The organism is Candidatus Baltobacteraceae bacterium (genome assembly GCA_036488875.1).
Taxonomy (GTDB): domain Bacteria; phylum Vulcanimicrobiota; class Vulcanimicrobiia; order Vulcanimicrobiales; family Vulcanimicrobiaceae; genus JAFAHZ01.
Genome location: DASXGW010000008.1, coordinates 141,990 through 166,533 on the forward strand (window position 1 = coordinate 141,990; position 24,544 = coordinate 166,533).

The following is a 24,544-nucleotide window of genomic DNA, read 5'->3' on the forward strand; positions in this document are numbered from 1 at the left end:
AGTACGTGTGAATCACATCAAGCCGGGAATACGCATGCCGCCGGTCACCGACGCCATGCGCTTTTGCGACTCTTCGGTGGCTTTGGTCAGCGCGTCGTTGACCGCCACGACCACCAGGTCTTCGAGCGTTTCGACGTCGTCGGGATCGACGGCATCTTTACCGATCTTCACGCTCTTAACGCGCTGGTCGCACGTGATCTCGACCGAGACCGCACCGCCGGCCGCAACGCCGGTCACGACGGTATTGGCGAGCTCGTCTTGCGCTTTGGTCATCTCGGCTTGCATCTTTTTGACTTGGGCCATCAGCTGAGCTTGGTTCATGGTTGCTGTATCCGTTCGTTGGCGTAGTTGAAGAGCGCATCCGCATCGTCGATCGGCGGTTCGGCCGCGGTCACCGATGCGACGCCGCCGGGCGCGGAGCCTTTCGTGCGCGGCGCCGAGCCGGCGACGCGCAAGGTCACGCGCAGAGGTGCGCCCAGCACGTCGGCGATCGCCGACTCCACCCGGTCAATGCGCCCGCGCACGATGTCGGCGTCGACGGCGTTGCGCGCGACGAGCACGAGCGAGTCGCCCTCGACCTCCTCGACTTGCGCTCCGGAAAGCGGTCCGCGCAGGGGCGGCGATTCGCTTTCGACCTTCGTGCGAATGCTCTGCCACGCCGCACGCACTTTTTGCAGCGACACCGGACCCGACGCTTCGGCTTTCGGCGGTTCCGCTTTGGGTTTGGCGGGTTCTTTCTTCGCGGGCTTTGCCGGTTGTGGCGCCTGCCCTTCGACTTCGCTCGCTGCGCTCGCTACGCTCAGGATGACATTGGGGGTACCGTTGCCTAGGCGCTCCTCCAGCGAGGCGAGCCGGGACGAGAGTGCGTCGAGCGTTGGATCCTCCGACGCGAGGATCAAGCGCAGCAGCGCGGTCTCGAGTTCGAGACGAGCGTTGCCGCCGGAGCGCGCCAGCAACATGGCGTCGGTCAGCACGCGCAGCGCGCGAACGACCGCCGCTTGCGTCGTATCGCGCGCACGTTCGGTCGCGTGCGCGGCGTCCTCGGGCGCGAGGTCGCGCGCGAGCAGTTGCGGATCGACCCGTGCGACGAGCAGGTTGCGAAAGGCAGAGATCAGGGCGCGCAGCAGCACCTGCATGTCGGCGCCGGCGTCGCTTGCCGTTTCGATCGTCGACAGTGCGGCCGACGCGTCGCGCGCCACCACCGCGTCGAGCAGCTTGCGCGCGAAGTTCCGTCCGGTGGCACCGAACGCGAGATCGAGCGTCGCGGGTGAGACCGTCTCGCTGCCGGCGAACGCGGCAGCCTGTTCGAGCATCGTCAGCGCGTCGCGTAAGCCGCCGTCGGCACGATAGGCGATTGCGGCTAACGCCGCGTCGTCGATGGTAATGTTCTCGGCGCGGGCGATCTCGCGCATCCTCTCGATCATCACGGGAATCGAAATGCGCGCAAACGCATAACGCTGGCAGCGCGAGAGAATCGTCACCGGAAGCTTCTCCGGCTCGGTCGTCGCGAGGATAAAGACGGCGTGCGGCGGCGGTTCTTCAAGCGTTTTCAAAAACGCGTTGGCGCCTTCTTTGGTGAGCATGTGCGCCTCGTCGATGATGTACACTTTCATCCGCATCGCGGCGGGCGCAAACTTCACCGCGTCGCGGAGCGCGCGAATTTCGTCGATGCCGCGATTGCTGGCGGCGTCGATTTCCAAGACGTCGAGTGCGGTGCCGGCCAGCATAGCCTGGCAGTTTTCGCAGGTGTTGTCGGGCACCGGGGTGGGCCCTTTGACACAGTTAATGCAGCGGGCCAGGATCTTGGCAGCCGACGTTTTTCCCGAGCCGCGCGGGCCCGAGAAGAGATACGCGTGAGCGAGCTTTCCGCTTTCGATCGCCGCGGTCAGGGTTCGGACGACGGCATCTTGGCCCACAAGGTCAGCGAATACCAAGGGGCGCCAGGTACGGTAGAGGGACACACTCCCAACTTAGCTGGAGGGGGAAGAACTCCCGGCGTTTGACCCAGCCTAGCGCCGGGTAAGCCTGAAACGGGAATATCCTGCTAAGGGTTATAGGTGATATGCGAAGGCTGCCATGAAGGCGGCGGCGTTCGTACTTCCCAAGATATGGGATCGGAAGAAAGAGGTCTCGTGGATCTGCGCGCTGCGCTTCGAGAGAAGTTCGGGTTTAGAGAGTTTTACCCGGGCCAGGAAGAGGTCGTTTCCCGCGTCCTTAGGGGCGAGGATACGTTGGCAATTCTGGCGACCGGTGCGGGAAAGAGTCTGACCTATCAACTGCCGGCCTTACTGCTCGAGGGAACGACCGTCGTCGTCAGTCCGCTGATCGCGTTGATGAAAGACCAGCTCGACATGCTGCGCGAGCGCGGCATCACCGACGTCGTCGCACTCAACTCGACGCTTTCCGAAGATCAAGAACTGCGCGCGCGCGAACGCATTCGCGGCGGCAGCGTAAAAATCGCCTACACGACGCCGGAAAAACTCGAAGACGAAACGTTCTTGCAGCTGCTGCAGTCGATTACCGTTCCGCTTTTCGTCGTCGACGAAGCGCACTGTATCAGCCAATGGGGCCACGATTTTCGCCCGGCGTATCTCGCGCTCGGCGGCGTTATTGCAAAGCTCAAAAACCCGACGGTACTGGCGCTTACCGCGACGGCCACGCCTTCGGTGCGCGAGGACGTGCTGCACCAGCTCGGTATCGAGCACGTCAAGCCGATCGTCCGCGGATTCGACCGGCCAAACCTGGTGTATGAAGCGCGCAAGGCCGACAAGGAAGCCGACAAGCTCAAGATTCTCAACGCGCTGTTCACGGGCCACGACGCGCTCGAAGGCACCGGCATCATCTACACCGCGACCATCAAGAACGCGCTCGAGGTGCAGCACTATCTGACGCACCAGCTCGAGGTTCCGGCAGCGGTCTATCATTCGAAGCTGCATAAAGAAGATCGCACGTCCGTCCACAACCTGTTCATGGACGAGGCGATTCGCGCCGTGGTTGCGACCAACGCGTTCGGCCTGGGCATCGATAAGCCCAACATCAGGTTCGTCGTCCATTACGATTTGCCGGGATCGCTCGAGGCGTACACGCAGGAAGCCGGACGCGCGGGACGCGACGGCTTGGAGTCGCGCTGCATCCTCATCTATCGCATGAGCGACACGCGCGTGCAGAACTACTTCTTGACCGGCAAGTATCCCGACGTCGAAGAAGTGCAGCGGGTTTTCGGCACGATCGAGGTCTTCGGCGAACAGGCCGGCGGCGTCTCGATGACGGACCTGCGCAAGATTCTTCAGCTGCCGTTAACCAAGCTCAAAGTCATCCTCGCGCTGCTCAAGAAATCGGGCTACATCGAGCCGGCGGGAAAATCGGCCTACGGTTTGACCGAAGCGGTTCGCAAGCATCGCGAGCTGGTGCTCAGCTTGGCCAACTACGAGACCAAGAAATCGTACGATCAGAGCAAGCTCGCCATGATGCTGCAGTACGCGGAGTCGAGCTCGTGCCGGCGGCGCTTTATTCTTAACTACTTCGGAGAAGACTTCGCCGCGCTCAACTGCGGCGCGTGCGATAACTGCCTGCGCGCGCTTCGGCGCGGAACCGACCAGGGAGCGGCCACCGGCGGGTTCAAGATTTCCGACGTGGTCGCGCATTCGAAGTTTGGGATGGGTACGATCGAGCGGACGGAGAAGGATCTCGTCACCGTGCTCTTCCCCAACGTCGGTTATAAGACGCTATTAGCTTCTGCGGTCCGCCACGCCGAAGCGGCAAAGATTGCCTAGAGCGCTCGCCGCCCTCGCGATCGTCCTAGCCGCCTTTTTCGCAACCGCGCGCGCGCAACAGTCGCCGCCGCCGGTTCCGGGACCAACCTACTCGCCGTTTCCGACGCCGCCGCCTTCGGGCACGCCGCTGCCCAATGCGGTGCCGGCGACGCCCGGGGCCGTTCCCGAGACGTTGCCCAGCCCATCGGCGACGCCCACGTCGACGCCCACCGCACCGCCGATCGTCGTGTCGCCCGCGGCGCTGCAAGTGCCCGTCGGCACTTCGCAGCGCATCTCCGTCGGCTCCGCGCTCGCGCCGATAGCGGCAAGCGTCCATAATCCAGCGCTCGCCGACGTAGCGGTCGACCAGTCGAGTCAAACGGTGACCGTTACCGGTAAAACGCCCGGCGCGACGGTGGTCACCGTTTCCGACGCACGCGGGTTGACGCGCGACGTCGGCATCACCGTCGCGTATTACGCCGGTTCGATCGCGCCGCGCATCGCAGTGCAGCTCACGGGCGATCCAGCGTCGGAAGCGTTCGTGCGCGACGAGGTCGCGACGAGCGTGCGTCACGTCGCGCAGCCGCGTCCGGGCGCGCAGGTCGTCGTCGGGCCCGACGACGTTCCGTTTCACGGCACGCTGGCGCAAGACGACGTCGCGTCGTTCGACGTTCCGCTGCTGCTGCAAGGCACGAACTATATCGAAGTCGACGGCACGACGCACGTCGATGTGCAGAACGTCGCGGTTCCGCGTATTTCACCCGACTCGTTGATGGTCAGCGATTACCCCGAGCGGTTGACCGAAAACGGCACCCTTTTCGCCAGCGATCTCCATCACGAGAAGCCGTCGCGCTTTCTGTATTTCCACTACAACCCGCCGGGGCAGCCCGAGCGCCGCATCGTGCTGCGCGCGGAGAACACGTCGAGCGAACCGGCGATCGTGCAGTTCATCAGCGGCAGCGGCGGACCGGGGCCCAACGAGATGCAGGTCGGTCACGATGCGACTAAAGCGTTCTTGACGGCCGCCGTTGAGAATCAAGGCCGTCTGGTCGCGATCTCCGGCAACACCAGCGTCAACTTAGCCGAGCAAGATCTGCCGCCGGGAGACATCGTCTGCAACCTGCTGCAGCTGCGCGTGCTTTCGGGAAGCGACGTGAAGCTGACGCTGTTCGCGCAAGACGCGGGCGACAGCCCCTACGTCGCCTTGACGAACACCGATCTGCTCGAAGACACGCACAAACACGCACGCGGCGTCTATCCGATTCCGGAGTTCCATTACGCGACGCAATGGAACGTTAACGGCGAATACCTCGAGCTTCCGATCGGACAAATTCCGCTGCCCAACGACCTGCAGGGTGAGGCGCTCGCCGGCGATTACGGCGTGCTGCAATCGTTCGTCGTTACGGTGCAGAACCCGACGACGTCGCCGCAGGCGATAGCTATTTACGAAAATCCGCGCGGCGGCCGCGCGACCGGCACGTATTTGATCGACGGCGTCCTCGTGCAGTCGCATCAAGTGCCGCCGTTTTCGCGCTATAAAGTTCGCCAATACGTCGTACCGGCGCGTGGTTTCGTACGAATCACGATCGTCACGACGCCGGAAGCCGGTTCGAGTTACCCGCTGCGGCTGGTTTTGGCTCCCGACGACGGCAGCGTCGCACCGGGCGGTCCCGGCTCACCCATCTACTGAAGCTCGATACACTTCCTGCATCTTGCGCGCGCAGGCGCTCCACGCGAACCGGCCGCGTGCGGCGTCGCGTGCGTTCGCGGCGGTCGCGTCGCGCTCGCCGCGTAGTGCCGATGCGAGCGTTGTCACCCACGCGTCGACGTCGTCGAGCGGCAGCACGGGAGCGTCGGTACCAACGACCTCCGGCAGTGCGCTTTGATCCGAAACGACGCAGGGCGTGCCGGTACACAGCGCCTGGGCCGCGGCGTATCCAAATCCTTCGTAACGGGACGGAACCGCGACGACCGCGCAGCTTGCGTACAGTTCCAGGAGCTTCGAGCGATCGACGTATCCGGCAAACGTGACCCGATCGCGAACGCCCAGCTCCAACGCGAGATCTTCGCATTCGCGCTCGTACGGCGTCGACGGTCCGACCGCGACGAGCCGCGCTCCTTCCAGTTTGGGAAGCGCGCGAACGATGAGCTCGAGATTCTTGCGCCGCTCGATCGTGCCGACGGCCAGAATGGTGCGCCCGTCGCCGGCGCGCCGCTCGAGCGCGCAGAAATCGCCGGCGACGCCGGGATAGACGACGGCGATCCGCTCCGGATCGTATCCGTCGAGCAGTTCCAGCAACTCTCCGCGCGAGAAGTTCGAATCGACCGCGATGCGTGCCGCGCTGCGATAGCGGTGCAGCGCAAACGTCCCAAAATAGTAGCGCGCGTACGGTCGCGTGTGCGCTTGCACGCGCAACCAAGCGACGTCGTGCACCGTCACGACGATTGGCCGTTCGAACCGTAACGGCATCGTTCCCGACGCGCAGTGCAGCACGTCGGCGTTCTCGGCACGCGCGCGCTGCGGAAGGTGTATTTGATCCCACAGCACGCGCCGGTCGAAGCGCCACGGATCGAGTTGCGGCTCGACCAGCTCGGCGACGTCGGTACCTTGCGCGCGCAGCGCGGCGATCAAGCCGCGCACGTACTCACCGATGCCGGTGGCAGTGCCGACCGTCAGCTGGGCGTCTACGGCGACTTTCATTTACTGCTTCAGAAAACGTTCGAGAGAACGGACCATCAGCGAGTTCGGATCGAGCGCGAGTGCACGGCGAAGGCTTTTCTCGGCCGTGGCAAGATCGCCCCGCTGATACGCGATCACGCCGACGCCGGCAACTGCGTCCGCGCTGCCGGGATTTGCATCCACGGCACGCGCGAAGAAGCGTTGCGCGCCGTCGAGGTCGCCCAAGAGCATCGCCTGATTGGCGGCGACGATCAGGTATTTGTCTGAAAGCGGAGCGAGGTCGACCGCCGCGCGGAAATCGCGCATGCCGCGATAGAGCCACGCACCCTGTGCTTTGCTGTCGGGAATCTCGCGCCACGCTTGGCGGTTCGCGAGCTGCCCCAACCGAAAGTACGTTTCACCGACGTCGTCGGGGTGCGTCGTTAATAACGCCAGTCGCCGTTCGAGCAGCGTTTCGAGCGCATATCCGGCCGCCGGGCTGCGCTCGGCAAGCGCTTGTGCCGCCGCGTCGACGGCGTTTACGTCGGGTGCGGCAAGAAAGTACTCGAGGGCCAACTGCTCGTCGCCCTGCGCGCGCGCGATGCGCGCGAGCAGCTCGTCGCGCGCCGGCGACGCCGGAAGGGCAATCGCCTCGCGCAACGCGCCGGCGGTGTCGCCGCTGGAGAGCTCGTAGGCCGCCAAGGTCGTGACCACGTACGGCGCCGGCGCGACTGCGTCGAGCGCGCGATACACCGTGAGTCCAAACGCCAGCGGAATGCGCGTGGGAAGCGTTCCCGGCGCGGCGGCGCCGGAGTTGAGCGCGTACGATGCAAGCTGAATCGCCGCAAACGCCGCGCCAATCGCGACGAGAACCAAGGCCGTGGCGACGCGTGCGAACGTAAAAGAACGCGCCCCAAGCGGGCGTTCGTTCAGAACTTCACCGTAAAGTTGAGATTCTCTCGAGTCTGCGTCAGCGAGTTGGCCGGCAGAATGTTGTCTTGATAGCGATACTGGTACGCCGACAGCGACAGCGTGCTCGACGAGTGCGGCAGCGCAAACGTCAGCCCCCCGCCATACGCGTTGTCGATCGCATCCAAGTTGGTGAGACCCGGTAAGCCGTAACTGCCGAGCAAGCGCGCCGTGTCGTAGTTGAGCTTCAGGGTGAGGCCGTTGATCAGCGGCACGGCGACACCCGCGTTGATCGAGAGACGGCTCATGTTGCCGAAGTTCGGAATCACCAGCGACGTGTCGTCGCCCGGCAGCGATAGCGACGAAAGCGGCGCCGATGGTGCGAAGTTCGTATCGTTGCGCGTCAGCTGCTCGTAGCTGCTGGACAGGCCGAGGTCGAGATTGCGCCGTCCGGCGCGCACGGCAATATCGGCTCCCGCGCCGTACGCGTTATCGTGCAGTGCGATTTGCGGTGCCTGCGCGGAGTCGCCTTGCACTTGCCCTTCGACCCGCACCGGCCCCACGTGCAGCAGTGCCGGAACCGATCCGCTCGTGGCGGCCGCGCCTGCAACGCCGCTGGTACTCGCTTTTGCCAACGACGCCGACGCAGACTGCACGATCGGCGCGAACGACACTTCACCCGATTGCAGCGTGACGTCGGGCGCCTGCTTTACGGGCTGGTACGCGGCGACCGGAAACGACGGCGTGACGACGTCTTGCGTGCCGGCGGCCGAGGCTCGCGGCGCGGCCGGCGCCGAGTACAACACGTCGGTATTGAGTACGCGCGCGCCCACGCTCTGCGCGAGATCGGTGTACCGGTCGGGCGCCGCCGTTGCTTCGCTCGCAGCGAAGGTCGGCGCTTGCGCGATGTCCACGGTAAAGCTGTCGCCGGATTGTTGCTCGGGAATCCGCAGAGCCAGGGTGCGAAGCGGAGACTCGGAGGCTCGGTCGCCGTAAGCCGCGGCCACCGCCGCGGCCGGGTCGGTCGTTTCACCGAAGATCCGCATGAAGACGGCCGAGCGAAAATCGTAAGTGGCGACGGCGAAAGAGGCCGCCGGGGCAACAGAAGACGACAGCGCTACCCCGAGCGCTGTAATCAACACGACGCCGAGACCCCGACGCATGTGCTCCGCTCCTGTTCTCAACTACCAGCGTACCCGTCGGGACGGGTGCTTATTAATATCGGATTATTTTTGCTTTGGTTTCACTTCGAACGGCCGTCGCCCGCGCCCGCGAGGTACGTCCGGGCTATTAGTATAGCCGCATAATCGTCGATAGGCCTGGGAGGAAGCTGCATGCCCAGGGGGATCAGGCGCCGCCAGCCGCGGGGCGGATGCTCGGTAAAATAGAGCTCCCGCGCCCGCCGGCTCGTCTCGTACTCGTCCACGAACACGGCCGGCAGGCCCAATCCGCCCAGCGCTCGTGCTACGTCGCGAGAGCGAGTGCCTTTGCCGATAGCCAAGCAGGCGACCGGTTGTCCGGTCGTCACCTCGCGGACTTTTTCGAGCAGCGTACCAATCGGCTCGATTCCGGCGCAAAGGACGCTGCCCGTGCCGTCGACCAGCGCATAGCCGGCTTTGACGCTTCCCGGATCGATGCCGAGAACCGTTTGCGTCATTACGTCGGCTGCTGCGTAAGGACGATAATGACCGGAATGCCGCCCAGGTGCGGATAGAAGTCGGACGCTGAAAACGCCGTCATGACGTATTGTCCGGGCTTGGCGATCATCGCTTGCATTTGCGCGGAGCTCTGCGGGCCCGTTACGGGCTGAACGTTATCGGCGAGGAACGGCGGCAGGCCGACGCGTTTGGCGTTGGTCGAGATCACGTTGAGCAGCTGGCCTATGGCGCTATTGAGGTTCGCGCCGCTTGGGATGTTCCGCAGCTGCGCCAAGACCTGTCCCTTTTGGTAACCGCGCTGATCCGGAATCACCCTGACTTTAAAGTGAATCTCGTCGTTGACGAAGAGGTTCTGGTCGGAATCGACGGCCAGCATGGCGTTTGCCCTGAGGCCCTGCGAAAGCGTCGCAATCTCGTCGATCTTCTTTTGGATGTCGGGCGGCGTGACGAACGGCTTTAAGCCCAGCGACTGGAAGTTGGCGTTGACGTACTTCACGGCGTCGTCGTAAAACGCTTTGACGATCGCTAAACGCTGCCCATGGGTCGCGTTCTGACCGATGAATCCGTAGAACGGAACCATCAGCTGATCGACGGGCCACACCAGGCGTCCTTGGTTGACCTTCGTCTCGAGTTGATTCTCGCGATCTTGCAGGTCGGAGATCTGCTTGTTGAGCGTGCCCAAGCGGAAGAACGCGGTCTGTACTTCCTGCGATGCGAAAATCGCCACCAGCGAAATCAACAGCGCGATGATCATGCCGGTTGCGATGGCGACGATCGTGGACGTATACCGCGGGCGAATGCCGTATAACGTCATGCGCTTGCGACCGACCTGATGGCCGACGCGGTCGCCGACGTACGCCACGCCGCCGGCCAACGCCATGACCAGCAAGATGTTTCCGATGCCGCGTAAGATCTCGATGAAGTTCATACGAGCGCCGCGCGGCGCAGCCGCGTCAACCCGATGGCCGTGAAGATGAGATTGGGAACCCACGCCCATAATGCCGCCAGCGGAATGAACGCTTCGGCCAGAAACGAGCACACCGTCATCACGATGTAGTAGACGAAGACGATGACCAGCGACAGGCCCAAACCCAAGCCGGTGCTGCCGCCGCCGCGAATTGGGCGCAGTGCGAACGGTATCGCGATGAGAATGAAGACGAAACACGCAAACGGCCGCGCGAGCTTCTCCTGATACGTCGTGACGTATTTACGGTATTCACCTTCGGTCAGCTGGCCCGTACGGACTACTTCGGCAATTTGCGCGCGGCTCATATTCTCCGGATCGTCGTTGCTGATGCGCTTGACGATGTCGGTTGGATTTTCGCCGATTTCGACCTGCTGTTGCGGTATGCGCGGCTCGGCCAGCGTGGTGCCGTCGGGGTTGAAGCGGTAGACGCTGGAGTCCTGGAGCACCCACTTATTGGCGGTAAACTCGGCCCGATCGGCAAAAACGATCTGCCGCGGCTCATTTTTGCTGTCGTATTGAACCAGTGTGACGTGCACGAGCGCTTGGGAGTTCGGATCGTAGGCCGTCGCCAGCGTCACTTGCCGGCCGCCGCCGGGAAGCGGCGCCGTTACGGTGAGGTCGCGGCTGAAGGCACTCGTGTGATTGATGACGGTGTTTTCGATTTCCGTCAGTTCGCCGTTGGCGTACGGGACGACGCGCTCTTGCAGAAAAAAGGTGACGAAGGACATCACGATGCCGACGGCCAGCAGCGGTGCCACGATGCGCGCGAACGTGACGCCGGCGGCTTTGAGTGCGGTGATTTCGCTGTCGCCGGACAGACGCTGGATCGTCAGCAGCGTTCCCAAAAGCAGCGCCATGGGGATACACAGCACGATTTGCGCGGGAAGTGACCAGAGAAAGATCAGCACGGCGGCCCACAGCGGCGCGTGGTCGCTGCTCACCAGCTTGCCGATGTTGAGAATCAGCGTGGCCGCAAAGATCAACGTGAAGGCGGCCAGACCAAAAGCGAACGGTCCCGCGAGTTCGCGCAGCATGTAGCGATCGAGAATCGTGAAGCCGAACTCGCCTGCCCTCACAGCCTAAAGCCTTCGCCCAAATAGAACGTGCGGGCGATGGGCGAATCCAGAACTTCCTGTGCGCTACCGGAGACCTCGATCCGGCCGTTGTTGAGAATGTACGCGCGATCGACGATCGCAAGCGTCTCGCGTACTTGGTGATCGGTGATGAGGATGCCGAGACCCCGGTCGCGCAGCTGCCGAATCATCGCCTGAATGTCGGCGACGGCGATCGGATCGATGCCCGTAAACGGCTCGTCGAGCAGCAGAAATGCCGGCTCGATTGCGAGCGCCCGCGCGATTTCGACGCGGCGCCGCTCGCCGCCCGAGAGACTGTCGCCGCGCGCGTCGACGAACGCGCGTAATCCGAACTCCTCCAGCAGCGCTGGAAGCCGCCGCTCGCGCTCCTCGTGCGCAATGCCGTTCTGCTCCCAAATCAAGCGGATGTTGTCGCCCACCGAGAGTTTGCGAAAGATCGAGTTTTCCTGCGCCAGGTAGCCGATGCCGTTGCGGGCGCGCGCGTACATCGGCGCCGACGTCAGATCGATCTCGCGTTCGCCGTTGTCGAGCAGCACCGTTCCGCCGTCGGGCTTGACCAACCCGACCACCATGTAAAACGTCGTCGTCTTGCCGGCGCCGTTGGGACCGAGCAGACCGACGACCTCGCCGGTGCCGACCTGCGCCGTAACGCCGTTGACGACGGTACGCTCGCCGTATCGTTTGACGAGGCCGCGCAGCTTGATGGAAGAGAGTTGATCGCCGTTTTCGTTCATGTTTATCGCATCGTGATGTGGATGAGCGAGATATCCGAATCAAAGCTCGAGCCCGTTCCCTTGAAGCCGTTTGGCTCGACGATCGTCACGTTACCCTTTCCATGCAGCATTTGCGTCGTGTGATCGTACTCGAGCGTGTCGCACTGGAGCACGGTACCCGAACTCGAGTGCGCCACCACGCCGTTGAGCAGGGTTAGCGTGTTCGCCGTTTCGTCCGCGATGGCTTGCGGAGCTCGCGCGGTCATCGTGCTGCCGTCTTTGCCGTGAAACGTCACCGTCGCGTTCTGGAAGACGACGCGCATCCGGCCCTGCGGGCCCCGGCTCTCGAACGAGCTGGCGATCAATTCATACTCGATCCGGTTGTGAATTTGCAGAACGGACCGCACCGGCTGCTTCGCCGTGCCGTGACCCGTGATATGGAGCGCCGGTTGGGTCGGCGTGGCGACCGGGGAGCCCGTGGGACCGGCTGCGGTCTTTGGGGCTTGCGGGTTGCACGCGACGAGCACCAAAGCGGCCGCGAACGCCGCCGATCTGCGCGTCACGCTTGGTCCCAATCGCGCGAGGCGGCGGCCAATGCAAAACCCATCGTGGGCATCCACAACCCGAAAATCACGACGCTCATCGTATCGATCAGGCCTTGCACGGCCACACCGGCGAGTCCCGCCGCGGCCGCAAGCGCGAGCAGCGCCGCCGCCGGCGGCACGTCGCGCAATCGGCGTCGTAAAGCCGCCGCGAGCGACCACGCGTTCCACAAGAACGCGCCCAAACCCACAATACCGAGTTCGGCAAAAAACGTGAGATACAGACTGTGTGCGTGAAACGCCGTCGCGTCGGCGTCGGGAACGTGTACGACCGCGTACAGACGCGAGAAGTCGAACGGACCGACGCCCGTTAGCGGAAAGCGATCGATGATCTGCTCGGCGGCCTTCCAAATCGCGACGCGCGTGTAGTCTTCGCTCGGATTGTGCTGGACGTTGAAGGCCAGCAGTACCGCAACGAGACCGGCCGCCACCACCGCCGCGGCGGCAGCCACGCCCGCGCGGCGGCGCGGCATCTGCACCGCGACCAAGAACGCGGCTGCGGCCGCGAAGCCCATCCACCCGGCGCGCGAATGCGTTTCGTAGAGCGCTACCAGGCCGACGGCGACCGCGATCCATCCTAGCGCGCGCAGCGCCGGGCCGCGCGCGATACGCGCGATCGCATACGCGATCGGAATGAAGACGACCAGGTACGCGGCTAGCTCGCCGGGCAGAATGAACGTTCCGGTGGCGCGGCCGTGCGAAATCGCGTAGAGCGCCGCAGGCCGGTGCGTTGCGACCATCGCGATCGCCGCCGCCGCCGCCAGCGTGCCGGAGACGAGATACGACCAAAAGATCGCCGGCGCAACGTTCTTATCGGCGAAGAAGCGCACGATCGCGCAATGCCACACGATGCCCAATCCGAAAATGCCTACGAAGAGCACGCCGGCGGCCGGATCGAACCCGAGCAGCGCGCTGAGCATCGACGCGCCGAACCACGCCAGCATCGGCCACAGCAGCGGCTGTTCGACCGGTGCGCGATGAACGATCATCGTGACCGACGCGTAGATGGCGAGCAGCACCACGAAACCCAGAACGGCGTAGACGACCGGCGCCGGAACCAGCGAAACGCCCGGATACGCGACGCTCGTGAGCGAGATGAACGCCGGAAACAGCGGAACCGCCGCATAGACTCCGGCCATCGCAGCCGGCATCAGCGCGCGTAAACTAGGCACGCGAGGCCACCGCCGCCACGCGTAGCGCCACCGCGTGCGCACCGCCGGGCGCGCCCATGCGTTCGCGTCCGATCGCGCCCATGCGCGCCCTGTGCGCGTCGTCGCGCAGCAGCGCCGAGACGCCGGCAACCGCGTCGCCGAGACGATCGGGCACCATCGCAAGCGCCTCGCCGAGTAATCCTTGCTGCCGCCGCCGATACCAGCGGCTCTTACGATCGCCGGCGCGCTCGAACGCGACGACGCCGACGCCCGCCGCAGCGGCCGCTTCGTTTGCCGTGCCGGCCTGTCCGAGCACGAGCGCGACTCGGCGCAGAATCGGACCCAGCGCGCCGCGCCAGGCGCGCACGACGACGCGCTCGCCGTCGGCGAACTCGAACGGTATCGTCTCGTCGCCGGTGGTCCGCACGTTCCATCCGTCGCCGCGCGCGTCGCGCGCGAACCGGTCCGCGTCGAGACCGCGCGACACCGAAAATGCCGCGCCGAGCTGCGCTCGCTCGCGCGAAAGTTCGCGCGTCACGCTCAAGAGAAAACGTCCGTCGCCATACGCGCTCTCGCGGCTGCCGGGAAACAGCGCGAGCGCCGGCGCGAAACCCGCCAGCGCGCCGGCCGCGCGCGGATCGTCCTGCGTCGCAAAGAGATCGACGATCACGTTGGCCGCGCCGTCGACGAAAACGCGGCGCTCGCGCAGACGCTTTGCCGTCGCCTCGTCGCGAACGAAAACGGCGCGCGCCCGCCGCAACACTCGTTCCTCGGCCGGCCCGTACGGCGCGACGTTGACGCTTTTGGCCGTTCCGACGAAGACGACCGGCGAACGCGTGGTGAGTGCCATCACCAGCGCGTAGACGTCGCCGATCGCGACGACGACGTCGTATACTCCGCGCGCGGCGCGCAAGAACCCGCGCTGCGCGAGCGTCAGCCCGATCAAACCGGAGCGTACGTCGCGGACAATGTTAGCGACGTTTCCCATTGCAATCAACCCGCCGCTCGGCATCGCGCGCTGCGGACCGACGTCGTTCATCACTTCTGAGTTTGCGTCGCCGACCAGTGCGAGATGATCGATCCGCGCGTCGGGCGCGATCGCTCGGAGATCCAGCGCAATGCGATCGGCAATCGACGCCTCGCCGTGACCGTTGCTGACGAAAAGCGCGTTCATCACGCCGCCGACTCGCGCAGCGGCACCAGAGCGAAATCGTCGATGACGAAACGCCCGCGCGCCGCGTCGTGCCGCATCTCGGTGCGCGACACGAACCGCCCGTACGGTCCGGCATGAACGATGGGAACGTCGCCGGCGTATTCGGGCTGCGCGAGCGTGTCGTGACTGTGCCCGCCGAGAATCAAATCGATGCGCGGCACGCGTTGCGCCAAGACGCGATCGAGCCGCAGACCGACGTGCGATAGAACGATCAGCATCTCACCCGCAGGGACGGTGGCCGCGTACGGGGCGACGGCGTCCCACGGGTCGAGAAACCGCCAGCCGAACACGCGCTCCCACGGACTGCCCAGCGGATACTGCATGATCAGTAGGCCGAGCACGTGTGCGGTGACACCGTCGCGCTCGAAGCGCAGCGACGGCACGAACGGCAGCGCGCGTCCTTTGGTGTCGAGAAGGTTCGTGCAGACGAGCGGATGGTGCATCTGCGCGGCTCGCGCACGCAGCAGCGGAAAGAGATAGTGAAACTCGCGATTGCCGATCGCTTGCGCGTCGTATCCCGCCGCGTCGATCTCGCCGATGATCGGTTCGCGCCGATGGTAAACCGTCTGGCTTCCGCGCAACGAATCGCCGCAGTCGAAGAGCAGACCGGGCTCCGCCGCGCGCAGCTCGCGCAAGCGGCTCGCGATGCCGCGCCGGTCGTGGAGATCGGACGTGTGGTAGATGCGCGTCACGCCGCTTGCCCGCGAGCGAGATCGACGGCGAACTGGGCGCAGCGTTCGAGCGCGTCGGGCGGTCCGAGTGCCGAGCGCAGCTCTGCGAACGCCGCATACTGCAACGTGGGATTCTCCAGCGCGCGTTCCATCTCGGCGGCCAAGCGTTCCGGCGTGGCCTCTTCTTGCAGCAGCTCCGGCACGATCTCACGGTCGAGCACGAGGTTGGGGAGCGTGATGAAACGGTGCTTGATCATCGTGCGGCCGTGTCTCACGAGCATCGGCGAGATGATATACAGCGCGACGGCGGGGACGCCCGAAAGCGCGCACTCGAGCACGGCGGTTCCCGACGCGACCCACGCCGCGTCGGCGCCGGCCAGCGCGTCGGCAACGCCGCCGGCGACGCGCGTTTGCGTTAGACCGAACGTTTCGATCGTTCGCTCGATCCGGCGGCGCGCTCGTTCGTCGGCCGCACCGAAGACGCCGCGCAGATTCGGCCGCCGCTGCGCGAGCAACCGGTACGCCTGCGCGAGCGCCGGCAAATGGCGTCGCAGCTCACCGCTGCGGCTGCCCGGCAAGAGCGCAACGGTGCCGCCGTCGGGCGGGGGGGTCGCACGCGGCGCGCGCATCGCGTACTGCGACGCCAGCGGATGACCGAAATAGGCGATCGGCAGTTCGAGCGAGCGATAGAACTCGTACTGATGCCGGAACGCCGTCATGGGCACGGCGACCGCGCTGACGACGCGCGCCTTCCTTTCGTTGTCGAGCCACGTTCCCGGCGGAAAGACGTCGAGCACGGGACCCGTATAGTGAAGGCGGCGCAGCGTCTGCGCGAGGCGCAGATTGAAGACGCCGAAGTCGATCAGCACGACGAGATCGGGTTTGACCCGAGCTATGTGAAACGCCGTCAGCCACATCGTGGCCAGCAGTTTGGGAATGCGCGGCAGTGCCGCAAGCGGTCCCATGCTCGCCCACCCGGTGTGATCGCGCCACATCGTAAATCCGGCGTCCCGCATACGCTGCGTGCCGATCCCTTCGAAGGATGCCTGCGCGTCGACGCTCGCGATGGCCTTCGCCAGCAGCAACGCACTCGTTTCGCCCGACGGCTCGCCCGTTGAGAAAAAATAACGCATGCTACCGCCGCGCTGCTATTTCAGAACGCCGCGTTCCGAGGGTGTCTCCAGAAACGCGATGATCTCGCGGCCCGGCGTCGTAGCCACCTCGGCGCGCATCGCCTCGATCGCCTGCGAGACGTTCATCTTCGGATTGTAGAGGTGTTTGTAGAAGCGCTTGATCTCGTTTCGTTCTTCGACGGTGAAGCCGGCGCGCCGCAAGCCGACGCTGTTGAGCCCGTACGGCTGCGCCGGATTGCCTTCGATCAAAAAGAACGGAGGCACGTCTTTCGTAAGCTTGCTGGCACCGCCGATCATGGCGTAGCGTCCGATTCGCGTGAACTGGTGCACGCCGGCCTGGCCGCCGATCGTTGCAAAGTCGCCGACCTCGACGTGTCCCGCGAGTTGCGCGAGGTTGCTCATGGTCACGCCGTTGCCGATGATGCAGTTGTGCGCGATGTGCACGTACGCGAGCAGCAGGCAGTCGTCGCCGACCGCCGTGACCTCGTCGTGTCCGGTCGCCCGCTGAATGCTCACGTATTCGCGCAGCACGGTGCGGCTTCCGATTCGGGTGAAGGCGCGTTCGCCCGTGTATTTGCGATCTTGCGACGCGGCTCCGATCGTAGCGAACGGATAGATCTGGCAATCTTCGCCGATCTCGGACCATCCGTTGACGACCACGTGTGCCTGCAGCACGGTACGCTCGCCGATCGACACGTTTTCGCCGACGATGCAGTAGGGGCCGACCTCGGTTTTACGGCCGATCTGCGCGCCGGGATGAACGAGCGCGGTCGGGTGAATCATACGTGCAGAACGGTTGCGTCGCCGCTCATTCGCGGGTCCGAAGAAATCGAGAACATCAGCTCGGCCGAGCAGACGAACTGGCCGTCGACCGACGCCTCGCCGCCGATCCAGCCGATGTTGCGCTTGTGGCGCAGCATCTTCACTTCGATCTCCAAACGATCTCCGGGAATGACCGGGCGCCGAAACTTCGCCTTGTCGATGCCCGCCAAATACGGAACCTTGCTGACGTACTCGCCCGGCTCCAGCACCACCGCGCCGCCGAGCTGCGCCATCGCCTCGAGCATATACACGCCCGGCAGCACCGGATTGCCGGGGAAGTGTCCGGCGAATACGGGCTCGTTATACGTGATGTTCTTATAGCCGCGCGCGCGTACCATCGGTTCGTACTCGAGGACGCGGTCGATGAGCAAAATCGGATAGCGGTGCGGCAGTATCTCCATGATCTGCCGGATGTCGAGCTCAGCCATGTTTAGGCAACCTCTTTGACGCGCGAGCGCAGTTCGCGTGCGACCATAGCGTGCAGCTCGTGACCGCTCTTGATCGCGACGATCTCGCACTGCGGCCACGCACCCAGTAGGCAGAAATCGCCGATCAGGTCGAGCACTTTGTGGCGCACGACTTCGTTGGGCCAGCGCAAAGCCTGCATCGGACCGTCGGGAGCGAAGACCAGCGCGTTATCGAGACTCCCGCCCAATGCCAGACCGCGCGCGCGAAGCGCTTCCACCTCGTGGAGGTAGCCGAAGGTGCGCGCTCCGGCGATCTCGTCACGGTAGAGCGCCGGTTCGATCTCGCCGTAGAAGTACTGCGTGCCGATCGGCGCCGGAAAATCGGCGACGAAGCGCACGCGAAACGTGGAGGCCGGCAAAACGGCCACCATGCGATCGCCGCTTTGAATCACGAACGGTTGGCTGGGTGCGAAGACGCGGCGCGGCGCGGCTTGCGGAACGATTCCGGCCGATTCGATCGCGTCGAAAAAACCGCGCGCGCTTCCGTCGCCGATCGGGATCTCCTTACCTTCGACGCGAATCTCGGCGTTGCTCACGCCGGCGGCCAACAACGCCGACAGCAGATGCTCGGTCGTGGAAACCGACGCGCCGTCGCGACCGATGACGGTCGCGCGAGAAGTATCGATCACGTGCTCGGCCGTGGCCGGAACTTCGACCGTCTTGCCGCCTGAAACGAGCGTGAACGCAATGCCCGAATCGGGCTTCGCGGGCATGACGTCGACGACGGCGTTCGAACCCGTGTGAAGACCGACGCCTTCCAAGTGCACCGCTTTGCGCAGCGTCCTCTGTTCGTTCATTACGGCTCTTCTTTGCCGAGGCGTTTCTCGAGCGCTTCGACTCGTGCGACCAGCTTGGGCAGCTTACGAATCAGGACCTCTCGTCGAAGATCTTCGCGGTGGTCGCGCGCCGGATTCCCCGATATGGTCGCGCCGTCGGCAACGTCGCCCCAAACGCCGGATTGGCCCGCGATGGTGACGCGATCGCCGACGCGCATGTGCCCGCGCGTGCCCACCTGGCCGGCGATTTTGACGTAGTCGCCGATCACCGTCGAACCGGCCATTCCGGTAAGCGCCGCAACCGCGCAGTGTTTTCCGATCCGGCAGTTGTGTCCGATCTGCACGAGATTGTCGACCTTCGTGCCCGTACCGATGTGCGTGCTGCCGGTTTGCGCGCGATCGATGCACGTGTTCGCGCCGATTTCCACCTCGTCGTCCAGAACGACGTTGCCGACTTGCGGGATGCGCTCGAGCGCACCCTCGATAAACGCCCAGCCGAAGCCCTCGCTGCCGATCACGCTGCCTGCGTGCAGAACGACGCGATTTCCGATCCGACACCGTTCCATCAAATGCGCGTGCGGATGCAGCCACGACTCCTCACCGATGGAGGCTCCGTCGCCGACGTACGCGCCCGCACCGACGATGCTTCGCGCGCCGACCGTCGCGCCGTGACCCACGTACGCATGGGCGCCGATGTAAACGCCTTCGGCAAGCGATGCGTCCGATTCGACGGCCGCACTGGGATGGACGAACGGACCTTGCGGCCGTTTCGGACGCAGGTCGCGCAACAGCCGCGCGAGCGCGTACCGTGCGTTCTCGACGACGATGAGCGGCTTTGGAGGCGCGTCGATCGGAATCGTCGCATCGACGAGCACCGCGGCCGCCTTGCCGGCGAGCGCGGACGTCAAATACCGCGCGTCCGTAGCAAAGGTCAGCGCGCCGGCACCGGCCTCCTCGACCGCAACGATGGAATGGATGGCAACGTCGCCGTCACCGACGACGCGTCCGCCGACGCGGGAGGCGAGCTGTTGCACCGTACCCAGCATCGCGGACCGCTTTCGCTGTGCCCGGCTACGATCCGCTCGGCGCGGGCGAAGCCTTCTCGACGATGTTGAGGCTCTTTTCCACGTCGGGCGTGATGTCGACGCCGCCGTAACCGACGCCCTCGCGGGTTACCACGAGTTTCAACTGCTTATCCGAAGCGATCTTGCCGGCGGCGTCGCGAATCTGCTGCGTCAACTGCTCGGTGATCTTCGAATACTTGCGCTGCATCGCCAGCACGGCTTGCTGCTTCTGTGCGGTGCTGCCCCTGCCCTTAGCGATGCGGTCCTCGTCGGCGTACAGTTGACTCTGATAGCCTTGATATTCCGGCCAATTGTTCACGATGCGGTTCACATCGACGAGTCCGATCGGACTCGACGCTCCGCAGCCGGTTGCAATAACGGCCACTAGGGCCGCCAAAATGATATGTTGTTTTTTCACTCGTGTAGGCTTTCGACGTCTTTGGTTACTTCGTTCGTCATATCGTAGCCGCCCGGAGCGGCGTCGGGTCCGTTGAAGACGATGCTGAATCCCTGATCCTTGGCGATGCGGCTCGCTTCGTTTTGGATCTGATTGACGATCTCATTATAGAGGTCGTCGCGACGCTTTTGCAGAGCGTCGAGTTCTTTGGCGGCCGCGCCCGTGGCACCAACGTCGGCACCGTGCAGGGCGGCGAACTGACGATCGAGATCGTTCTTGGTCGCGGTGTATTCGGCGATCGTCTGGGACGCGTCGGCACGAAACTCGTCGGTCAGCTGGTTGTGAATCTGCGCGATTTTCGCTTTGACGTCGGGCGGCAGGTTCGACGGAAGCGCCGGCGGTGCCAGCTGACGGATTTGCGCCCCGACCTCGTTGCGGCGTTCTTCGATCTTGCTCTGCGTCTGCGACTGAATCGTCGAGAGCGCGGCCTGCACCTGCGAGTTGGTCTGATCGTTGAGCTGCTTGCGATACGCGTCGAGCGCGGCTTGATCCGTCTTGCGCATCGCGTTGGTTTGCGCGGTTTCCTTCGAATCGATGGCGGCGAGCTGATCCTGCAGCTGCTTGCGCGTCGCCGGTTCGAGCGCGAGGTTGTTCAGCCGCGTTTTGATCGCCAGGCGCTGCTGGGCGTCTTCTTGCGACAGCCGCATCGACAGATCCGTTTCCTGCTGCGCGAGCTGCTCGGCCTTCGCGCGAAGCTTCTGCTCCCCTTGCAGCTGCAGCTGGCGCACGATCGAGGCCGCCGCCGCGCGATTCTGCTCCACGACGCTCTTCTGGTACGCCTGAAAATCCTGGCCGGCAGCCTGCGCGGCTTGCTGCGCCTGCTGCGCCGACGTCGCCGACATCAGCTTCGACGCGAACTCACCCGCGCCCGGGACGTTGGCCGCCGTCAACGCTGCCGCGATCGCCTGCTGTTCGCGCTTGAGATACGTCTGCTGCTTCTGCTCGATGATCTTGCCGGCGCGGTCGTTGGCGGCTTGCATTTCGGCGTTGAGCTCTTTGGTCTGCGCCGCGATCTGCGAAGCCGACAACGGAACGTGCGGAGTCGAGGCCTTCAGCTGAATAGCCGAGATCGCGTCGTCGAGCTGCGAGAGCTGCGAATAGAGCGGGTGATGCTTGACCACGTCCGACACCCGCACGTACCCGATGCCGCGAATCGACGACGAGTGCACGTTGGGACCACATCCGCTCAAAAGAACGAACGCGAGCGCCATCAACGCCGCCGTGTTATTTGAGCTCATTTTGGACATCGGCAGTGATGTCCGTGCCCCCATAGAGAACGTCGGCGCGGTCGATGACGAGCAAGACGTTGTGCTTGCGCGCCGCGTCCGCGGTAGCGGTCTTCGTGGCATCGACCAGCGGCTTGAGCAGCTGCTCTTGCTTATCGGAAAGCGTCTTGTTGTAGTCTTGGTAGACCTGTTTCTTGTCGGCGTCGGTCTTCGCAGCGGCGAGTTTCGGCCCGAAGAGGGCGCGCTGCGTCGACGCGTACTGCGCCATCTGATCGTTGGCCGACTTGACTTTGGGCATGCCGTCGAGCGCGGTTTGATCGACGAAACCGATCTCCGAAGGCGCCGGCGTCGCAGCCGGCGGCGAGATCGCCTGATTGCTCGAGAAGAGCGTTTCGACGTCCTTGGTGATATCCTGACCGCCGTAGATCACGATGCGTTTGTCGACCACGATCGAAAGGTTGCGCGTGGTGCAGACCGCCGCGATGGCGAGTTGCGCGCGCTGAAAGACCGGTCCGACGATCTCCCGCTGCTTGTCGCTATATTGCTGTTGAAACTGCATCTGGATGCGTTGCTTGTCGGCGTCGCTCCTGGCATTTTTCATGGTCGAGGCGAACTGCGCGTCGAGCTGCTGTTTGTAAGCCGCCAGCGTTTGATTCGCCGAAACGAAGACGGGCATGTTGGCGAGCTCGGCCTGGTCGATATATCCGACGTCGGAGAGATCGGCCGCGATGGCCGCGGGCGCGACGAACGCCGCGATGAGTAACGCGGCGGCGATAGTAGTAGCTAACCGGATCTTCATAGTTTCCCTTTGACTGTAGACGAGAAAAACCCCAACTCTAAAAGCTTTGACCGATGCCGAAACTCGTGTGAGTGCCGCTGGCGCCTCGAGCGAAGTCGATGCGAATGGTGTGCAAGCCGAGTTGAGGCACGTCGAAGCGAATGCCGACGCCCGCGTCCCCATACAACGCCCAGTTTCCCGGATAGCCGACGATTCGGTTCGTGTACGGGTTGAGCAGTGGGTAGGCGCCGCGGATCTTGTAATCGAGCTCGTCGACGAACAACGCGAGCGTTAATCGCCGGTCCAGCGCCAGCGGCTGGCGCAGCTCGATCTGACCCAAGAACGCATTGGTAGCGTAGAACACCTGATTGTAGCCGCGCATCTGCTGGTCGGAGAACGTGAACAACTGACTCGGCGGAATGACGCCGGTCGAACTGTACGCGGCTCCGTGCACGCCGATCGTCGCACTATGCAGTATGGGGAAGAAGCGCGCGGCGTCGAGCGTCTCCTGTGTGAAGTCGAAGTTCGAGCCGAGCGACGGAACCGACAACTGCGCCGAGAACTGGGCTTTGAGGCCGGTGCGCGGGTTGAACGGATCGTCGAGCGTCGTCGACTGAAGCCCGACGGTTGCCGTGTTGAGCTTGTAGGGCGCGCCGGTGTTGACGTTCGCGATCGAGGTCGCGTTGATGCCGAACGAACCGCCGCCGCAGTTCGTTCCGCTCGACAGCGGGCTGCACGACGGCTGCGGCAACACGTTGAGACCGCTTTGATTGCCTTGGAAGTAGTACGGCGTCGGAACCGACGTGTCATAACGGATCGTCTGCGCGCCGCCCGCCAGGGTGAGAATCGTGTAATCGCTCAAACGGCGGCCGACCGTGACCGATCCGCCGGTAGCGCTCGACTCGCTGGTCGCAACGATGTTGTTGACCTGCGACGACGTCGACGTCGGATAGAGCGTGACCGGAACACAGTTTTGGTTGGATTTACACCCGATCGACGTGATGCCGCTCGACGAGACGTTGTACACCGGATAGTAGTAGGTCGAGCTGTTCGTGAACAGCGAGCCCGAGAGGCTGTACTTCATCGCCTGCGGCGTCGTGCCCAGGTACGGAACCGACGCGGAGAGCTGCGCGACGCTGGTGCGCGCGCCTTTCTCGAACTGAATCGAGGCCGAGTTTCCGGTGCCGTGCAGGTTATTGTCGGAGAATCCGAGCGTGCCGTACAAACCCTGTCCGGTCAGACCTCCGGAGTATCCAAAACCGACCGACGCTTGCGCGGTGCGCTGCTCCGTAACGTGCCACACGACCGTCACCAGCTGCGGCTTCTTGGGATCCGGGCCTTCCTTGATGTCGGGCTCGATCTTCGAGAAGAAACCCAGCGCGTTGAGGCGCTCGTAGTCGCGCTTGATCGCGTCGGTATTGAGCACTTGGCCGGGCCGTACGCGCAGCTCGCGGCGAATGACGGCATCCTTCGTGCGCGTGTTGCCGGTGATTTCGACCACCGCGACGCGCGCGACGTAGATGTTGTACTTGACGGCGGCCGTGCCGGCTTTGAGGTCGATCGACGACGGATCGATGCCGCCTTCAAAGTTGCCGACCTCGAGATGGTACTTGTCTTCGTAGAGCTTCTGCAGCGCCTTGAAGTCCGCGTCGCGCACTTCGTCGGAATACACGCTGCCGGTTTTGAGCGTCAGCGACGGCAAGATCAGCGGAGGCGGCAGAATCGGGTCGCCGCCGATGATGATGTCCTTGACGACGAGGCCTTCCTGAACGAACAGGGTCAACGAACCGGTCTTCGGATCGAGGTTGAGATCTTTGACGTGGGTCGGGACCTGGCCGCCGTAGCCGATTCGCTCGTAATAATTGTTGATCTTGAGAACGTCTTGCCGGAACGTATTCGTGTTGAAGACCTGCCCGACGGAGAGGTCCATCAGTGCCAAGAGCGTGTCGCTGGGGACCTTCTGGTTTCCCTGGAAGTCGATCTTGGTGATGACCGGGTTCTCGATGACGCGATAGGTGATGGCCACGCCGTTAGGACGCGGACGCACCAGCGGCGGCGCGATATCGGCGAAGTATCCCAGGGCGTTGATGCGCGCGAGGTCTTCCTGAACGACCTTCGGGTCGTAGAAGTCGCCCGGCTTCGCCTGAACGACGGCCATGATCGTCTGCGTCGGTACGTGCAGGTTGCCCGTCACGTCGACGGAGACGATCCGCGGCGGCGTCGCCGAGGAAGCAGGGGCAACGATGAAGCCGACCGACAGGATGACCGAGAGCAGAGCTCCCGCCCACCTTGTTAGTGCGCGCAAGCACCGCCGAAGGTCAAAGGTCATGCGAAAACGTTCGTTCCTTGTGTAGAGAGGGGGCTGACGACATCAGCGCAGGCCGGCGCGCGGAGCACGCCCCTGACGACCCGGCACGCCCTGTTCGCCCTGC

Annotated in this window: 24 protein-coding genes; 2 read left to right on the forward strand and 22 right to left on the reverse strand. The window is 64.1% G+C overall.

What is annotated here, in order from left to right; translation table 11 throughout:
- Window positions 1–12: 12 nt before the first annotated feature.
- Both VGG89_10950 and dnaX read right to left on the reverse strand, forming a co-directional pair.
- Window positions 13–321, reverse strand: a complete 309-nt coding sequence (locus VGG89_10950) for a YbaB/EbfC family nucleoid-associated protein (protein ID HEY1977057.1) — start codon at window positions 319–321, stop codon at window positions 13–15.
- Entirely contained in the window at window positions 318–1,961 is a 1,644-nt protein-coding gene (gene dnaX / locus VGG89_10955) for a DNA polymerase III subunit gamma/tau (protein ID HEY1977058.1), read from the reverse strand. Before dnaX ends, VGG89_10950 begins: the two co-directional genes overlap by 4 nt.
- 171 nt (window positions 1,962–2,132) lie before the next feature.
- Between dnaX and VGG89_10960 the strand changes: the two genes are divergently transcribed.
- On the forward strand, window positions 2,133–3,773 hold the full coding sequence (locus VGG89_10960) for a RecQ family ATP-dependent DNA helicase (GenBank protein HEY1977059.1): 1,641 nt from the start codon (window positions 2,133–2,135) through the stop codon (window positions 3,771–3,773).
- Window positions 3,766–5,442 carry a pilus assembly protein N-terminal domain-containing protein gene (locus tag VGG89_10965; protein ID HEY1977060.1) on the forward strand — a complete coding sequence of 559 codons (1,677 nt, stop codon included), beginning with the start codon at window positions 3,766–3,768 and terminating at the stop codon, window positions 5,440–5,442. Before VGG89_10960 ends, VGG89_10965 begins: the two co-directional genes overlap by 8 nt.
- Here VGG89_10965 and VGG89_10970 read toward each other — a convergent pair.
- From VGG89_10970 to VGG89_11065, 20 genes are all read right to left on the reverse strand, one after another.
- Complete coding sequence (locus tag VGG89_10970; GenBank protein ID HEY1977061.1) at window positions 5,428–6,453, reverse strand: glycosyltransferase family 1 protein; 1,026 nt, start codon at window positions 6,451–6,453, stop codon at window positions 5,428–5,430. The two genes, VGG89_10965 and VGG89_10970, sit on opposite strands and share 15 nt — an antisense overlap.
- Complete coding sequence (locus VGG89_10975) at window positions 6,454–7,287, reverse strand: tetratricopeptide repeat protein (GenBank protein ID HEY1977062.1); 834 nt, start codon at window positions 7,285–7,287, stop codon at window positions 6,454–6,456. It lies immediately after the preceding gene.
- Window positions 7,288–7,340: 53 nt separating this feature from the next.
- Window positions 7,341–8,483 (reverse strand): hypothetical protein, encoded by a 1,143-nt coding sequence (locus tag VGG89_10980; GenBank protein HEY1977063.1) that lies wholly within the window; start codon window positions 8,481–8,483, stop codon window positions 7,341–7,343.
- A gap of 80 nt (window positions 8,484–8,563) precedes the next feature.
- Window positions 8,564–8,977 (reverse strand): hypothetical protein, encoded by a 414-nt coding sequence (locus VGG89_10985; protein ID HEY1977064.1) that lies wholly within the window; start codon window positions 8,975–8,977, stop codon window positions 8,564–8,566.
- On the reverse strand, window positions 8,977–9,906 hold the full coding sequence (locus VGG89_10990; protein HEY1977065.1) for a DUF3084 domain-containing protein: 930 nt from the start codon (window positions 9,904–9,906) through the stop codon (window positions 8,977–8,979). The genes VGG89_10985 and VGG89_10990 overlap by 1 nt, the downstream gene beginning before the upstream one ends.
- Complete coding sequence (locus VGG89_10995; protein ID HEY1977066.1) at window positions 9,903–11,021, reverse strand: LptF/LptG family permease; 1,119 nt, start codon at window positions 11,019–11,021, stop codon at window positions 9,903–9,905. Before VGG89_10995 ends, VGG89_10990 begins: the two co-directional genes overlap by 4 nt.
- Entirely contained in the window at window positions 11,018–11,773 is a 756-nt protein-coding gene (lptB, locus tag VGG89_11000) for an LPS export ABC transporter ATP-binding protein (protein HEY1977067.1), read from the reverse strand. The genes VGG89_10995 and lptB overlap by 4 nt, the downstream gene beginning before the upstream one ends.
- 2 nt (window positions 11,774–11,775) lie before the next feature.
- A complete protein-coding gene (gene lptC / locus VGG89_11005) occupies window positions 11,776–12,315 on the reverse strand; it encodes an LPS export ABC transporter periplasmic protein LptC (protein ID HEY1977068.1) in 540 nt (179 codons plus the stop codon).
- Window positions 12,312–13,526: an O-antigen ligase family protein gene (locus VGG89_11010; protein ID HEY1977069.1), complete on the reverse strand. Its 1,215-nt coding sequence runs from the start codon at window positions 13,524–13,526 to the stop codon at window positions 12,312–12,314. The genes lptC and VGG89_11010 overlap by 4 nt, the downstream gene beginning before the upstream one ends.
- Window positions 13,519–14,679, reverse strand: a complete 1,161-nt coding sequence (locus tag VGG89_11015; GenBank protein HEY1977070.1) for a hypothetical protein — start codon at window positions 14,677–14,679, stop codon at window positions 13,519–13,521. Before VGG89_11015 ends, VGG89_11010 begins: the two co-directional genes overlap by 8 nt.
- Window positions 14,679–15,410, reverse strand: a complete 732-nt coding sequence (locus VGG89_11020; protein ID HEY1977071.1) for a hypothetical protein — start codon at window positions 15,408–15,410, stop codon at window positions 14,679–14,681. The genes VGG89_11015 and VGG89_11020 overlap by 1 nt, the downstream gene beginning before the upstream one ends.
- On the reverse strand, window positions 15,407–16,522 hold the full coding sequence (locus tag VGG89_11025) for a hypothetical protein (protein HEY1977072.1): 1,116 nt from the start codon (window positions 16,520–16,522) through the stop codon (window positions 15,407–15,409). Before VGG89_11025 ends, VGG89_11020 begins: the two co-directional genes overlap by 4 nt.
- A gap of 15 nt (window positions 16,523–16,537) precedes the next feature.
- Window positions 16,538–17,305 (reverse strand): acyl-ACP--UDP-N-acetylglucosamine O-acyltransferase, encoded by a 768-nt coding sequence (lpxA, locus tag VGG89_11030; GenBank protein HEY1977073.1) that lies wholly within the window; start codon window positions 17,303–17,305, stop codon window positions 16,538–16,540.
- Window positions 17,302–17,772: a 3-hydroxyacyl-ACP dehydratase FabZ gene (gene fabZ, locus VGG89_11035; GenBank protein ID HEY1977074.1), complete on the reverse strand. Its 471-nt coding sequence runs from the start codon at window positions 17,770–17,772 to the stop codon at window positions 17,302–17,304. The genes lpxA and fabZ overlap by 4 nt, the downstream gene beginning before the upstream one ends.
- 2 nt (window positions 17,773–17,774) lie before the next feature.
- Window positions 17,775–18,608 carry a UDP-3-O-acyl-N-acetylglucosamine deacetylase gene (gene lpxC, locus VGG89_11040; protein ID HEY1977075.1) on the reverse strand — a complete coding sequence of 278 codons (834 nt, stop codon included), beginning with the start codon at window positions 18,606–18,608 and terminating at the stop codon, window positions 17,775–17,777.
- A complete protein-coding gene (gene lpxD, locus VGG89_11045) occupies window positions 18,608–19,633 on the reverse strand; it encodes a UDP-3-O-(3-hydroxymyristoyl)glucosamine N-acyltransferase (GenBank protein ID HEY1977076.1) in 1,026 nt (341 codons plus the stop codon). Before lpxD ends, lpxC begins: the two co-directional genes overlap by 1 nt.
- 25 nt (window positions 19,634–19,658) lie before the next feature.
- Window positions 19,659–20,069, reverse strand: coding sequence for a hypothetical protein (locus VGG89_11050; GenBank protein HEY1977077.1), 411 nt, complete (start codon window positions 20,067–20,069; stop codon window positions 19,659–19,661).
- Window positions 20,066–21,346: an OmpH family outer membrane protein gene (locus VGG89_11055; GenBank protein ID HEY1977078.1), complete on the reverse strand. Its 1,281-nt coding sequence runs from the start codon at window positions 21,344–21,346 to the stop codon at window positions 20,066–20,068. The genes VGG89_11050 and VGG89_11055 overlap by 4 nt, the downstream gene beginning before the upstream one ends.
- Entirely contained in the window at window positions 21,333–22,133 is an 801-nt protein-coding gene (locus VGG89_11060) for an OmpH family outer membrane protein (GenBank protein ID HEY1977079.1), read from the reverse strand. Before VGG89_11060 ends, VGG89_11055 begins: the two co-directional genes overlap by 14 nt.
- Before the next feature lie 37 nt (window positions 22,134–22,170).
- Window positions 22,171–24,441 (reverse strand): POTRA domain-containing protein, encoded by a 2,271-nt coding sequence (locus VGG89_11065; protein HEY1977080.1) that lies wholly within the window; start codon window positions 24,439–24,441, stop codon window positions 22,171–22,173.
- Window positions 24,442–24,544 lie beyond the last annotated feature (103 nt).